This is a genomic window from Paraglaciecola hydrolytica (genome assembly GCF_001565895.1).
Classification (GTDB): Bacteria; Pseudomonadota; Gammaproteobacteria; order Enterobacterales; family Alteromonadaceae; genus Paraglaciecola; species Paraglaciecola hydrolytica.
Window position 1 is genome coordinate 294,924 of the sequence record NZ_LSNE01000005.1, and the last position, 13,170, is coordinate 308,093.

11 protein-coding genes and 1 pseudogene are annotated in these 13,170 nt (G+C 41.6%); 11 read left to right on the forward strand and 1 reads right to left on the reverse strand.

What is annotated here, in order from left to right:
• The first annotated feature begins 81 nt into the window (after nucleotides 1-81).
• The 8 genes from serC (at nucleotide 82) to pyrF (ending at nucleotide 7,685) form a co-directional block, all read left to right on the forward strand.
• Nucleotides 82-1,167, forward strand: coding sequence for a 3-phosphoserine/phosphohydroxythreonine transaminase (serC, locus tag AX660_RS09220; RefSeq protein ID WP_068375833.1), 1,086 nt, complete (start codon nucleotides 82-84; stop codon nucleotides 1,165-1,167).
• Nucleotides 1,167-2,447, forward strand: coding sequence for a 3-phosphoshikimate 1-carboxyvinyltransferase (gene aroA / locus AX660_RS09225; RefSeq protein WP_068375835.1), 1,281 nt, complete (start codon nucleotides 1,167-1,169; stop codon nucleotides 2,445-2,447). Before serC ends, aroA begins: the two co-directional genes overlap by 1 nt.
• 111 nt (nucleotides 2,448-2,558) lie before the next feature.
• Nucleotides 2,559-3,263: a (d)CMP kinase gene (gene cmk / locus AX660_RS09230; protein WP_068375836.1), complete on the forward strand. Its 705-nt coding sequence runs from the start codon at nucleotides 2,559-2,561 to the stop codon at nucleotides 3,261-3,263.
• Nucleotides 3,264-3,357: 94 nt separating this feature from the next.
• Nucleotides 3,358-5,028, forward strand: coding sequence for a 30S ribosomal protein S1 (rpsA, locus tag AX660_RS09235; protein WP_068375838.1), 1,671 nt, complete (start codon nucleotides 3,358-3,360; stop codon nucleotides 5,026-5,028).
• A gap of 92 nt (nucleotides 5,029-5,120) precedes the next feature.
• Entirely contained in the window at nucleotides 5,121-5,402 is a 282-nt protein-coding gene (gene ihfB, locus AX660_RS09240; RefSeq protein ID WP_068375840.1) for an integration host factor subunit beta, read from the forward strand.
• A gap of 141 nt (nucleotides 5,403-5,543) precedes the next feature.
• Nucleotides 5,544-5,816, forward strand: coding sequence for a lipopolysaccharide assembly protein LapA domain-containing protein (locus tag AX660_RS09245; protein WP_068375842.1), 273 nt, complete (start codon nucleotides 5,544-5,546; stop codon nucleotides 5,814-5,816).
• Nucleotides 5,816-6,985, forward strand: coding sequence for a lipopolysaccharide assembly protein LapB (gene lapB / locus AX660_RS09250; protein ID WP_068375844.1), 1,170 nt, complete (start codon nucleotides 5,816-5,818; stop codon nucleotides 6,983-6,985). The genes AX660_RS09245 and lapB overlap by 1 nt, the downstream gene beginning before the upstream one ends.
• 1 nt (nucleotide 6,986) lies before the next feature.
• On the forward strand, nucleotides 6,987-7,685 hold the full coding sequence (gene pyrF, locus AX660_RS09255; RefSeq protein WP_068375846.1) for an orotidine-5'-phosphate decarboxylase: 699 nt from the start codon (nucleotides 6,987-6,989) through the stop codon (nucleotides 7,683-7,685).
• Between the two features lie 51 nt (nucleotides 7,686-7,736).
• Here the strand turns inward: pyrF and ald are convergent, their stop codons facing one another.
• Complete coding sequence (gene ald, locus AX660_RS09260) at nucleotides 7,737-8,870, reverse strand: alanine dehydrogenase (protein ID WP_068375847.1); 1,134 nt, start codon at nucleotides 8,868-8,870, stop codon at nucleotides 7,737-7,739.
• Nucleotides 8,871-9,256: 386 nt separating this feature from the next.
• Here ald and AX660_RS09265 point away from each other — a divergent pair, with 386 nt between their 5' ends.
• The 3 genes and pseudogenes from AX660_RS09265 to AX660_RS09275 form a co-directional block, all read left to right on the forward strand.
• Entirely contained in the window at nucleotides 9,257-11,659 is a 2,403-nt protein-coding gene (locus AX660_RS09265) for a DNA translocase FtsK (protein ID WP_068377013.1), read from the forward strand.
• Nucleotides 11,660-11,663: 4 nt separating this feature from the next.
• Nucleotides 11,664-12,305, forward strand: coding sequence for an outer membrane lipoprotein chaperone LolA (gene lolA / locus AX660_RS09270; protein WP_235594705.1), 642 nt, complete (start codon nucleotides 11,664-11,666; stop codon nucleotides 12,303-12,305).
• Nucleotides 12,302-13,170 (forward strand): annotated as a pseudogene (locus AX660_RS09275) (replication-associated recombination protein A); the annotation flags it as partial. The gene lolA and the pseudogene AX660_RS09275, both read left to right, overlap by 4 nt.

Sequence of the window (13,170 nt, forward strand, 5' to 3'; positions counted from 1 at the left end):
TCCATAGTGTTAAACGAGTGGCTTAGGCCACTCGTTTTGTTTGTATCCACCGCTAAAGTGAAGTGACTAAGTAGAAACAAGATGTCAAAAATATTCAATTTTTGTGCTGGCCCAGCCATGCTGCCAGTAGAAGTGATGCAAAAAGCTCAAGCTGAATTTGTTAATTGGCAAAACTTGGGCTGTTCGGTAATGGAAATAAGCCACCGCAGTAAAGAGTTTATTGAAGTAGCAGAGCAAGCCGAACAAAACCTCAGAAATTTACTCAACGTGCCTGCTAACTATTCAGTGTTGTTTGCCCATGGTGGCGGGCGAGGACAGTTTTCTGCCGTGCCAATGAACTTAGCTACTGCAGAGCAATCGGCGGCTTATCTATTGACGGGTTCTTGGTCAGATGGTGCATTTAATGAAGCAGAGAAATACTTAAATGCTAAAATTGTTGGCCGGACCGAAACTCACGACGGTTTAGTTAGTGTGCCTAAGCTCATATTAAATGAGGATGAGCAAGATTTTGCCTATTATCACTTTTGCCCCAATGAAACAGTAGAAGGTATAGAAATCAGCGAATTACCGCAAACGGGTAACGTGCCGATAGTGGCCGATATGTCGTCCAATATTTTATCTCGACAAATTGATGTATCTCAATACGGCGTGATCTACGCTGGGGCGCAAAAAAATATTGGCCCATCAGGTTTGTCTGTGGTTATTGTGAGAGAGGATTTGCTTGACAGAGCACGAGATACCACCCCTTCATTTATGCATTATCAAACCATGACTAAGTATCAGTCGATGTACAATACACCGCCAACTTATGCCTGGTATTTAGCCGGCTTAGTCTTTAAATGGCTAAAAGCCAATGGTGGAGTAGCGGCCATGGAGCAAAAAAATATTGAGAAAGCCGCGCTACTTTATCGCTGTATTGATGAATCTGATTTTTATTTAAATAAAGTCCATCCGGATTTTCGTTCACGTATGAATGTTGGTTTTCATTTGGCCGATAATAAGCTTGATGAACTTTTTTTACAGCAAGCCGAAAAGGCAGGTCTCAGAGCATTAAAAGGGCATCGTATAGTCGGCGGTATGCGCGCTAGTATCTATAATGCGATGCCACTTGAAGGTGTAAGTACACTGACTGAATTTATGCGAGATTTCGCTAGGAGCCATGGTTAATGAAACAGTTATTATTAAATCCAATTAAACAGGTATCAGGCACGGTAAATGTACCTGGCTCAAAAAGTTTATCCAATCGAGCCTTATTATTGGCTGCTCTTGCCAACGGAGAAACTCACCTAACAAATTTGCTCGACAGCGAAGATATCCATCATATGCTTAATGCTTTAAGTGCATTAGGCATAAAATATCGTTTATCTGCGGATAAAACACAATGTTGGGTAACAGGTAATGGTGGCGCTTTTACAAGCTCTAATGAATTGAGTTTGTTTTTAGGTAATGCTGGTACAGCAATGCGGCCTTTGTGTGCTGCTTTGGCCAGCAGTGAGGGAGTCTTTACCCTTACTGGCGAGCCTAGAATGGAAGAAAGACCCATAGGTGCGCTAGTTGATTCTTTAAACCAAGCAGGGGCCCACATTGAATATTTAAAAAATAGTGGTTATCCACCGCTTAAAATTCACGGCAAGCCTTTAACTGGCGGTGATATTAGTGTGGATGGCAGTGTTTCCAGCCAATTTTTGACCGCTTTATTAATGTCAGCACCATTATTTGCTAATGACTCAAATATTAAAATTGTGGGTGAACTGGTTTCAAAACCCTATATCAACATCACCCTTGATACGATGGCAAAATTTGGTGTGCAGGTTGAGAATCACAATTACCAAACATTTCACGTCTCAGGTCGTCAGCAATATCAATCACCCGGCAAATTTTTAGTCGAAGGGGACGCTTCTTCTGCATCGTATTTTTTGGCCGCTGGCGCGATAAAAGGCGGCAAGGTTAAAGTGACTGGAGTAGGCAAAGCCAGTATTCAGGGCGATATTAAATTTGCTGAGGTATTGGAAAAAATGGGCGCAAAAATAACCTGGGCTGATGATTATATTGAAGTCGAAGGGGCGCCCTTAAAAGGTGTGGACTTGGATCTTAACCATATTCCCGATGCAGCCATGACTATTGCTACTACTGCTTTATTTGCTCAGGGCACTACCACTATTCGTAATATCTATAACTGGCGCGTTAAAGAAACTGATAGGCTAGCGGCTATGAGTACTGAACTACGTAAGGTTGGTGCGACAGTCGAAGAAGGTCATGATTATATTACGATCACGCCACCACAAAAGCTGGTTCATGCAGAAATCGATACATACAATGACCATAGAGTGGCTATGTGTTTTTCATTAGTGGCATTAAGCGATACACCAGTAACAATCAATGATCCAGGGTGTACCGCTAAAACCTTTCCTGACTATTTCACCCGTTTCGCAACCCTGTGTAGTTAATAAATATCGACTAATGCTTCAGTTATAAATTATAACTGAAGCATTAGTGTCATTGCTTATAAATATGCAATGAGTATAATTGCGCCCGATTTTCACCACTCAGGAGAGGGCATGTATTCTGAACCTGTTATAACTGTTGATGGACCTAGTGGTGCTGGTAAGGGAACTATTAGCGTTTTACTGGCAAAAAAACTGGGTTGGCACTTTTTAGACAGTGGCGCAATTTATCGTGTACTGGCTATTGCTGCAATCCATCATCAAATTCCTGCATCGGATGAAGCAGGCTTATTACCTTTGGCCAGTGGCCTAGATGTAAACTTTGAAACTTCAGATATTGGTACCAGAACAATGTTGGAGGGCGAGGATGTATCCGAAGCCATCCGTACCGAAGATGTAGGCTCAGTCGCGTCACAAATTGCTTCACTTCCAGCGGTGCGCGAAGCCTTGTTAAGGCGTCAACGTGCGTTTAAACAAGCCCCAGGTTTGGTAGCGGATGGTAGGGATATGGGGACTGTTGTATTTCCTCAAGCCCAAGTTAAAATTTTTCTTACTGCAAGTGCTGAAGAAAGGGCCGCTAGACGCTTTAACCAGTTGAAAGATGCCGGTCATGATGTTAGCATACTGCGCCTTTTGGCCGACATCAAAGCTCGTGATGAGCGGGATGCAAACCGAAGTATTGCTCCCTTGGTTCCGGCGGAAGACGCATTAATTATTGATTCTACACATTTAAGTGTGACTCAAGTGATTGAAAAGATTGAAAGATTTGTTGATTCTAAGCTTGTTGAAAGCCCACTCAAAAAATCACTTTTGATGTAAATCTACTAAGGTTAGGATGACTTTAGTTATAAATAACAACCCCACGCTCACTGGATTGTAACGTGGCAGTCAATTAAAGAAACTATTGAAAACTATGATTGAAAATTTTGCTCAACTATTCGAAGAGAGTTTAAAAGAACTCGAAACCCGCCCTGGTTCTATTGTTAAAGGTACTATCGTTTCTATCGATAAAGATATCGTACTTGTAGATGCAGGCTTAAAATCTGAAAGCGCTATTCCGGTAGAGCAGTTCAGAAACGCTGATGGTACTTTAGATATCGCTGTTGGTGATAGAATTGATGTTGCACTTGACGCTATTGAAGATGGCTTCGGTGAAACAATTTTATCTCGCGAGAAAGCTAAACGTCACGAAGCGTGGGTTGAATTAGAAGAAGCTTACAACGAGAAGAAAACCATCATAGGTATTATCAACGGTAAAGTTAAAGGTGGCTTTACAGTTGAAGTGAATACAGTACGTGCATTCTTACCTGGTTCACTAGTTGATGTTCGCCCAGTTCGCGATACCGCGCACTTAGAAGGCAAAGAATTAGAATTTAAAGTTATCAAACTTGATGCAAAACGTAATAACGTTGTTGTTTCTCGTCGTGCCGTTATCGAAGCAGAAAGCAGTGCAGAACGCGATTCTTTACTTGCTAACCTTGAAGAAGGCCATGAAGTTAAAGGTATCGTTAAAAACCTTACTGACTACGGCGCATTCGTTGATTTAGGTGGCGTTGATGGCTTGTTACATATTACTGATATGGCTTGGAAACGTGTTAAACACCCAAGCGAAGTAGTAAACGTTGGTGATGAAATCAATGTTAAAGTATTGAAATTCGACAAAGATAAATCTCGTGTTTCTTTAGGTATGAAACAAATGGGCAACGATCCTTGGCAAGAAATTGCTAACCGTTACCCAGAAGGCGCGCGTTTAAGCGGTGCTGTTACTAACCTAACTGATTACGGCTGCTTTGTTGAAATTGAAGATGGCGTAGAAGGTTTAGTACACGTTTCTGAAATGGATTGGACTAACAAAAACATCCACCCATCTAAGGTTGTTAACCTTGGTGATGTGGTTGAAGTTATGGTTCTTGAAATTGATGAAGAGCGTCGTCGTATTTCTCTTGGTCTTAAGCAATGTATCCCTAATCCTTGGGAAGAGTTCGCTAAAGCACAAAGCAAAGGCGATAAAGTTACTGGTAAAATCAAATCAATCACTGATTTTGGTATCTTTATCGGTCTTGATGGCGGCATAGACGGTTTGGTTCACTTGTCTGACATCTCTTGGAATAAGACTGGCGAAGAAGCGGTTCGTGACTATAAGAAAGGCGACGAAATCTCTGCTGTGGTTTTACAAGTTGATCCAGAGCGTGAGCGTATCTCTTTAGGCGTTAAGCAAATTGAAGAAGACCCTTTCAACCAATACATCACTGATACCAAAAAAGGTACAATTGTTGTTGGTACCGTAACGGCAGCTGATGCCAAAGGCGTATCGGTTAAACTAGCTGATGAAGTTGAAGGCTATATTCGTGCGGCTGATTTAGCTCGTGAAAAAGTCGAAGATGCATCTACAGTAGTTACCGTTGGTTCTGAAATCGAAGCTAAGTTTATGGGTGTTGATCGTAAAAATCGCATCGTAAACCTTTCTGTTAAAGCGAAAGACCAAGCTGACGATAAAGACGCAATTGACAAAGTAAATCAACAAGAAGAAGTTGCCTTTACTAACGCTTTTGCTGACGCTTTCAAAGCGGCTAAAAACGACTAAAAATTGTGTGAGTGCGTACAATTAGTTTTACATTAATTGTTGCGCACTCTATTATCGGATATACCAGTTTTTTTGATTGATGGAGAGGTTAGATGACCAAATCAGAACTTATCGAAAGACTTGCCGATAAAGCACGACATGTCCCGGCCAAAGACGTAGAGTTGGCAATAAAAGAAATGCTCGAACAGATGGCGCAAACCTTACAAAAAGGTGAACGTATTGAAATTCGTGGTTTTGGTAGCTTTTCTTTGCACTTTCGTGCTCCACGGGTTGGGCGTAATCCTAAAACTGGCGAAACAGTGAGATTGGATGGCAAATACGTCCCTCATTTCAAACCAGGTAAAGAATTACGTGAACGGGTCAACGAGTTTTAATTACTCCTGATTTTTAGCAAATCTTATTAAACGGCACTCCATTTTGGGTGCCGTTTTTGTTACAGTAGTAAACTAATATTATTCTTTGAGTTAACAGGGACATAAATGGTATTGTGTGGGCTGGATGGCAAGTAGGCATATATGAAAATTAAAGGACTGTTAATACTTATTGGCATATTAGTCTTGCTTATTTTGGCCGGATTTTTAGGTTCGCATAATAGTGCCATTGTCAGAGTTAATTATTTAATCGCTGAAACTGATGTAAAAATGTCTATCTTATTAGGCCTGACATTTTTAGTTGGATTTATATTTAGTTTAGTTTTGTTACTTCCTTATGTGCTGCGTCTTAAGTGGCAAATTAATATGTTAAATCGTAAACAAAAGAAACTCGCGCAAGGGTCTACTCTTTCCTAATGTTAGAATTATTATTTTTGTTATTACCTGTTGCTGCCGGTTATGGATGGGTGATGGGCAGAAATAGTGTTCGTCAGGCACAACGCAAACAATCTAGTATTTTATCCAAACACTATTATCGTGGCTTAAATTTTTTACTCTCTGATGAACCAGATAAAGCCGTTGATACCTTAATCAAAATGATTGATTTGGATAGTGATACCGTAGAAACCCACATTGCTATGGGCAAATTTTTCAGACATCGGGGCGAGTTGGATCGAGCAATCCGCGTGCACCAGAACTTGGTCAGCAAAGAAGAAATCTCCGCCAGCCAACGTGAATCTGCATTAAAAGAGTTAGGTAGGGACTATGTCTTAGCCGGATTTTTAGAAAGAGCAGAAAATGCATTTTTACAACTGCTTAATAGTGAAAAACACTTTCTTGAAGCACAAACTCAATTATTTAATATTTATCAAACCACTAAAGAGTGGAGTAGGGCAATTGAACTAGCTGAAAATATGATCAATGCCGGCGGCGATAGTGATGAATTATGTGCACGTGTTGGCCATTTTTACTGCGAACAAGCCTTAATTGACTGGCGCAAAGATGATCTAGTTAGTGCGCAAAATTACCTCAATCAAGCCACAAAAGTTGATGAAAAAACGGTTAGACCTTGGTTAATGCTGGGCGAACTAGCAATGGAAAAGGGTGAGTATGAAGAAGCCATTGAGTATCTTACACAAGTCCCTTTGCGGGATATAACTTGGCTATCGGAAGCCATCCCTTTAATTGAAACATGCAGTGAAAAGTTAGCCGATCAAAGCAAATTAAACAGCTTGCTTGATTTGTATTGGCAGCAGTGTGCAACTGCTTATTTGGCTAAAGTTAAATTGGTTGCAAAAGATGAATCTTCTTTAAAAGCGGCTGAACTGTTATTACAACAATTAAAAACTCATCCCACGATGAAAGGTTTTAAAACCTTAATGGGACTGTATATCGAACAGCAGCAAGATGAAACATCCACTAATAGTTTGCGCCTGTTAAAAGGGCTGGTTGAAGAACAAATCAAGCTCAGACCAAAATACCGCTGCCATAGTTGTGGTTTTTCGGGAGGTCAAATCCATTGGTTGTGTCCTTCGTGCAAAAAATGGGGTGTAGTGAAACCCATAAAAGGTTTAGATGGTGAATAGTATGTTTGATCAAAAGATCGTTATAGCCCTGGATTTTGACCAACTAAACTTGGCAAAAAACTTCGTAGATAAACTCGATCCAAGTTTATGTAAATTAAAAGTCGGCAAAGAAATGTTTACTTACTTTGGCCCAGAGTTTGTCAAATACTTGGTTAATAGAGGTTTTAAAGTATTTTTGGATTTAAAGTTTCATGATATTCCCAATACCGTGTCTAAGGCTTGTATCGCGGCTGCTGACATGGGGGTGTGGATGGTTAACGTACATGCTTCTGGCGGTCCAGTCATGATGGAGCAGGCACGTATAGGTTTAGAATCTTATGGTGCACAAAAGCCACTGCTTATCGCTGTAACGGTATTAACTAGCATGGACCGAGCGCAATTGTTGTCTATCGGGCTAACAAATACACCAGAACAACAAGTACTTCGTTTAGCAAAATTGACCAGAGATGCGGGTTTGGATGGTGTTGTCTGCTCAGCCCAAGAAGCCAGCATGTTAAAACAGGACATTGCTAAGGATTTTATCTTGGTTACTCCTGGAATAAGACCAGAAGGGAGTCACAAGGGGGACCAAATTCGAGTGATGACACCTAAAGCAGCAATTGTTGCTGGTTCTGATTATTTAGTGATTGGTCGACCCATTACTCAAGCCAGTGATCCCTTGGCCACACTGATTGAAATCAACAACAGTATCAATAACTAAAAATAGATGCTTAAAGAAAAGGCCACTCGTAAGTGGCCTTTTTGCTATTTATCAAAGCGTTTCGAGTGCAGTTCTAGCATCTAAATACTCTAGGTTTAACTCTTTACCTAAGGCATCGGTGACAGCCTTGTAAGTAATTTTTCCTTTATAAACATTCAGTCCATTAAGCAAGTGTGGATTATCCAACATCGCTTGTTTAGGACCTTTGTTGGCTAATGCAAGTCCAAAGGGGAGGGTAGCGTTATTTAGTGCCATCGTTGAGGTGCGGGCTACGCCGCCCGGCATGTTTGCGACACAGTAATGTACCACGCCGTCTACGGTATACACGGGGTCTTGATGAGTGGTAGCTCGAGAGGTTTCAAAACAACCGCCTTGGTCGATTGCCACATCCACTACCACTGAGCCTTCTTTCATGTTTTTAATGTGTTCGCGAGTTAATAATTTAGGTGCAGCTGCGCCAGGAATTAACACTGCCCCGATAACCAAATCTGCTTTTGACGCATAATGTTCAATAGCATCAACGGTCGAAAATACGGTTTTTAAACGCCCGTCAAAAATATCATCAAGCTCACGTAATCTGGGTAAAGAGCGATCTAAAATGGTCACATCTGCGCCTAAACCTAAGGCCATTTTAGCTGCATTGGTACCTACGACTCCACCACCAATGATCAGTACTTTACCGGGCGCGACGCCAGGTACTCCGCCTAATAAAGTCCCACTGCCACCATGGGCTTTTTCTAAATAATGGGCACCCGCTTGTACCGCCATGCGACCAGCCACTTCACTCATTGGTGCTAATAAGGGCAAGCCATTTTTATTATCAGTAACGGTTTCGTAGGCAATACAGGTTGCGCCTGAGGCCACCAACAATTCGGTTTGTTTTGGATCGGGAGCCAAGTGCAAGTAGGTGTACAAGGTTTGGCCCTTACGTAGCATCTTGCATTCTTGGGCTTGTGGCTCTTTGACTTTAATAATCATGTCGGCGCTAGCAAAAATACTGGCGGCATCGACAACAATTTTTGCGCCTGCTGCAATATATTGCTCATCAGTAAAACCTATGGCGTTACCAGCATCAGTTTGTACCCATACTTCATGGGAAAAGGTCACAAATTCTTTAACGCCCGCGGGCGTTAAGCCAACACGATATTCATGGTTTTTAATTTCTTTTGGTACACCAATTAACATATAAATCGCCTTTAATTAAGAAACAGTAGGGGTGTAACTCACCGCGCAAGTATAAGTTAACTTTGATATTTTCTTGAAAGATATGCAGGATTCTTACAACAATAAGTATAAAATTTGTGTAAATTCTAATTTACGGAATTTTATGCGCATGTTTGTGCAATCCCTTAGGACACCTCAGAACGGCACCGTTCGCTTGTATAAAAAATACGACAAAATTTTTAATCCTGACCTGAGCATTAGCCAAAATAACTCTCAAATAAAATTGTTTAGCTAAAGTTGTTTAAATAAACAACGAAAGCATTGGCTTAACTAGGATTTTGCACTTTGCACTGGTATCTTATGAGCCTGAAATTAGTAGTAATAAACTCAATACGATAATAATAACTATGGCACGACTCACAGGTATTCAACGGATTATGGAAGTAGGCATGATGCTCAGTAGTGCATTTGCTTTCTTCATTTTACTCGCTTTGGTGTCTTTTCATCCCGCAGATCCTAGCTGGAGTCAGGCTGGACTGCAAAGTGACGTACACAATTGGGTTGGTCCAATTGGCGCTTGGTTTGCCGATATTCTGTTTTTTAGTTTTGGCTCTTTTGCTTATAGCCTGCCATTTTGTGCGGCCTTTTTAGGCTGGTTTTTATTTCAACAAACCAAAAACATTCTTGAAATTGATTATCTGACAATTGGACTTAGGATCATCGGCGCAATATTGCTGGTATTGGGTGCCACTGGTTTATTGAGTATGAATATTGATGATGTGTATACCTATTCAGCCGGTGGTTTGGTGGGGGATGTTTTGAGTACAGGTTTGGTGCCTTATTTCAGTCAGGTAGGTACAACATTATTATTATTGTGCTTTTTTTGTACGGGTTTTACCTTGCTTAGTGGTGTGTCGTGGTTAAGCATAGTGGATAACCTAGGCGCAATGATCATTGCTTGCAGTGTAATGCTGTATCGCACACCCGCTAAAATACGTCAAACGTCGGTGCCACTGTTAAATTTTAAAAGCAAAGACAATGGCTTAGAAAAGCTAGAACAAGCCAATGACGCGCCCAAATATGCCAAACCATTTGTTAAAACTAAGATAGAGCCTCGCGCGGAAATCTTTAGTCGCGACGATACGCCGCCAATGTATATTCCTGATGATGTATTTGACGAACCTGATGATTATGAAAATAAAGTACAGTCGGTCACTGAGCTAAAAGCAAAAATTGATCACTCTCGTAAGGTTAAAGTCGCGACAGTTAAACAAGTAATAGATGATACAGATGAGCTACTAACGACTAATAATTCAGAGCCATTACCTTCTTTTGATTTGTTAGAACGTGCCGACAAAATTAAAAATCCCATCACCCCTGAAGAACTGGAGATGGTTTCGCGTTTGTTGGAAGAAAAGCTAGCCGATTTTAATATCGAAGCCCGTGTTGTTGGTGTTTATCCAGGTCCAGTCATTACTCGTTTTGAAATGGACTTAGCGCCAGGTGTTAAGGTAAGTAAAATAACTACTTTATCTAAAGATTTGGCCCGTGCTATGTCGGCTATTTCAGTAAGGGTAGTTGAAGTTATTCCGGGTAAGTCGGTCATAGGTTTAGAATTACCTAATAAACATCGTGACATGGTACGCTTAAGTGAAGTGATCAGTTGTGATGCATTTCAGTCGTCAGAATCGGCCCTGACTATGGTGTTGGGGGCTGACATTTCAGGCAAACCGGTTATTGTCGATTTAGCCAAGATGCCGCACTTATTGGTGGCGGGTACGACTGGTTCGGGTAAGTCCGTTGGCGTTAACGTCATGATCTTAAGTCTATTGTACAAATCATCGCCTGATGACGTACGTATGATCATGATCGATCCCAAAATGTTGGAATTGTCAGTTTACGAAGGCATTCCACATTTGTTGGCTGAAGTGGTCACCGACATGAAAGAAGCCTCCAATGCTCTGCGTTGGTGTGTTGGCGAAATGGAACGTCGTTATAAACTGATGTCGGCCTTGGGTGTACGTAATTTAAAAGGCTATAACATCAAAATTAAACAAGCGATTGAAGATGGCGAGCCTATCCGTGATCCTTTATGGCGCTTTGAAGAGAGCATGTTAACTGAAGCACCATTTCTAGAAAAACTCCCAGCTATAGTGGTTGTGGTAGACGAATTTGCCGACATGATGATGATAGTCGGCAAAAAAGTGGAAGAGCTAATTGCACGTATTGCGCAGAAGGCGAGGGCAGCGGGTATTCATTTGATTTTAGCCACACAACGTCCTTCGGTTGATGTTATTACCGGTTTGATTAAAGCGAATATTCCAACGCGAATTTCGTTCCAAGTATCTTCAAAAATTGACTCCCGTACTATTTTAGATCAACAAGGTGCCGAAGCCTTATTGGGCATGGGTGACATGTTGTATTTGCCATCGGGTACTGGCGTGCCAACACGGGTGCATGGCGCCTTTGTGGATGATCATGAAGTGCACGCGGTAGTGGCTGATTGGAAAAAACGTGGTGCACCACAATACATTGACGAAATTCTTAATGGCGACGCCAATGCTGAGATATTGTTACCGGGCGAACAAGCTGAGGGTGCGGATCAAGAATACGATGCCTTTTACGATGAAGCGGTGGCCTTTGTAACCGAATCACGCAGGGCGTCAGTATCTAGCGTGCAACGTAAATTCAGAATTGGTTACAATCGCGCAGCACGTTTAGTGGAACAAATGGAGCAGAGTGGCGTCGTAACACCACCAGGCCACAACGGCAATCGTGAAGTATTAGCTGCACCCGCCCCAAGAGATTAAAAATATGATGATGTTTAGAAAAACCCTTACTATCGCCAGATGGCTATTAACGTCGTTGTTGTTGGTGCATACCGTATCTATGGCCCAAGCAATCGATGCTCAACACTTATTAAAACAACGCCTTAGTCAGCTTAAAACCTTTCAGGCTAAATTTAGCCAAAGAGTGACTGATGCACAAAATACCCTGTTACAAGAAGGTGATGGCAATATTGTGTTGCAGTATCCCAATCAATTGTATTGGTCGTTAAACGCGCCAAACGAAAATATCTTAGTTGCCGATGGTCAAACCCTGTGGCAGCTTGATCCCTTCATGGAACAGGTGGTGGCAGTGAATCAAAAGGCGGCCATAGACAACAACCCACTGATTTTGTTAACAAACCCACAAGATAAAGCGTGGGATGAATACGCCATTAGTGAACACAATAATCAGTTTGTTATTACTCCAAAAAGTCAGCAAGGTGAAATAGCTAAGTTGGTATTGTCTTTTGATGGTGCTAATTTGGTGGCTATGCAAATTATTGATGGTCAGCAGCAAGTCAGTGATCTGGTGTTTACTGCCATTAAACAAAATCAAATAGTCGACAAAGCCTTATTTACTTTTATTATCCCAGATGGCTTTGAACTGGATGATCAACGCATTCCATGACTTCAGGCTTCAATTTTGCTGATAAAACCGCCCAGGACAACTTCCTCCCCTTAGCCGCTAGAATGCGGCCACGCACTATTGATGAATATTTTGGTCAGCAGCACATAGTCGGTCCTGGAACACCTTTACGTAATGCTTTATTACGCCAACAGTGCCATTCAATGATTTTATGGGGGCCTCCGGGCACCGGCAAAACCACTCTGGCCGAATTAGTTGCATCACATTGTAATGCTCATATCGAAAGATTGTCGGCAGTTAGCGCGGGTATTAAAGACATTCGCCAAGCGATCGATAATGCAAAATTTTATCAAGAACAGGGCAAACGTACTATTTTGTTCGTTGATGAAGTACATCGTTTTAATAAAAGCCAACAAGATGCTTTTTTACCTTATATCGAAGATGGCACTGTCATTTTTATTGGTGCGACGACCGAAAACCCCTCTTTTGAATTGAACCGCGCACTCTTATCTCGAGCACGGGTCTATGTACTTAAGCCTTTGGCTAATGAAGAATTAAAAGATGTATTAAGCAGAGCTCTTACAAATAGTGAAAAAGGTTTAGCTACCCTACAAATTGAGCTCGAACCCCAAGCTCAGGAGCTGTTGATTGAGTTGAGCGGCGGTGATGCTAGGCGATTACTCAATTATCTTGAATTAAGTGCCGATTTTTTGCCATTACATGATGAACTTAAAGTACTCAACGCCACTATGGTTAAAAAAGCGGTAGGCGAAAAAGTCGCGCATTTTGATAAACAAGGTGATCAGTTTTACGATTTGATCTCGGCCTTTCATAAGTCAGTTAGAGGCTCTGCGCCCGATGCTGCCTTATATTGGTTTGCACGTATGTTAGTGGCGGGGTGTGGCCC

What these genes read in the sequence shown, in the direction of transcription:
- lolA (WP_235594705.1), top strand. Translation starts at nt 11,664, where the DNA reads ATGATGATGTTTAGAAAAACCCTTACTATCGCCAGATGGCTATTAACG.
- AX660_RS09245 (WP_068375842.1), top strand. Translation starts at nt 5,544, where the DNA reads ATGAAAATTAAAGGACTGTTAATACTTATTGGCATATTAGTCTTGCTT.
- serC (WP_068375833.1), top strand. Translation starts at nt 82, where the DNA reads ATGTCAAAAATATTCAATTTTTGTGCTGGCCCAGCCATGCTGCCAGTA.
- pyrF (WP_068375846.1), top strand. Translation starts at nt 6,987, where the DNA reads ATGTTTGATCAAAAGATCGTTATAGCCCTGGATTTTGACCAACTAAAC.
- lapB (WP_068375844.1), top strand. Translation starts at nt 5,816, where the DNA reads ATGTTAGAATTATTATTTTTGTTATTACCTGTTGCTGCCGGTTATGGA.
- AX660_RS09265 (WP_068377013.1), top strand. Translation starts at nt 9,257, where the DNA reads ATGGCACGACTCACAGGTATTCAACGGATTATGGAAGTAGGCATGATG.
- ald (WP_068375847.1), bottom strand. Translation starts at nt 8,870, where the DNA reads ATGTTAATTGGTGTACCAAAAGAAATTAAAAACCATGAATATCGTGTT.
- rpsA (WP_068375838.1), top strand. Translation starts at nt 3,358, where the DNA reads ATGATTGAAAATTTTGCTCAACTATTCGAAGAGAGTTTAAAAGAACTC.
- ihfB (WP_068375840.1), top strand. Translation starts at nt 5,121, where the DNA reads ATGACCAAATCAGAACTTATCGAAAGACTTGCCGATAAAGCACGACAT.
- aroA (WP_068375835.1), top strand. Translation starts at nt 1,167, where the DNA reads ATGAAACAGTTATTATTAAATCCAATTAAACAGGTATCAGGCACGGTA.
- cmk (WP_068375836.1), top strand. Translation starts at nt 2,559, where the DNA reads ATGTATTCTGAACCTGTTATAACTGTTGATGGACCTAGTGGTGCTGGT.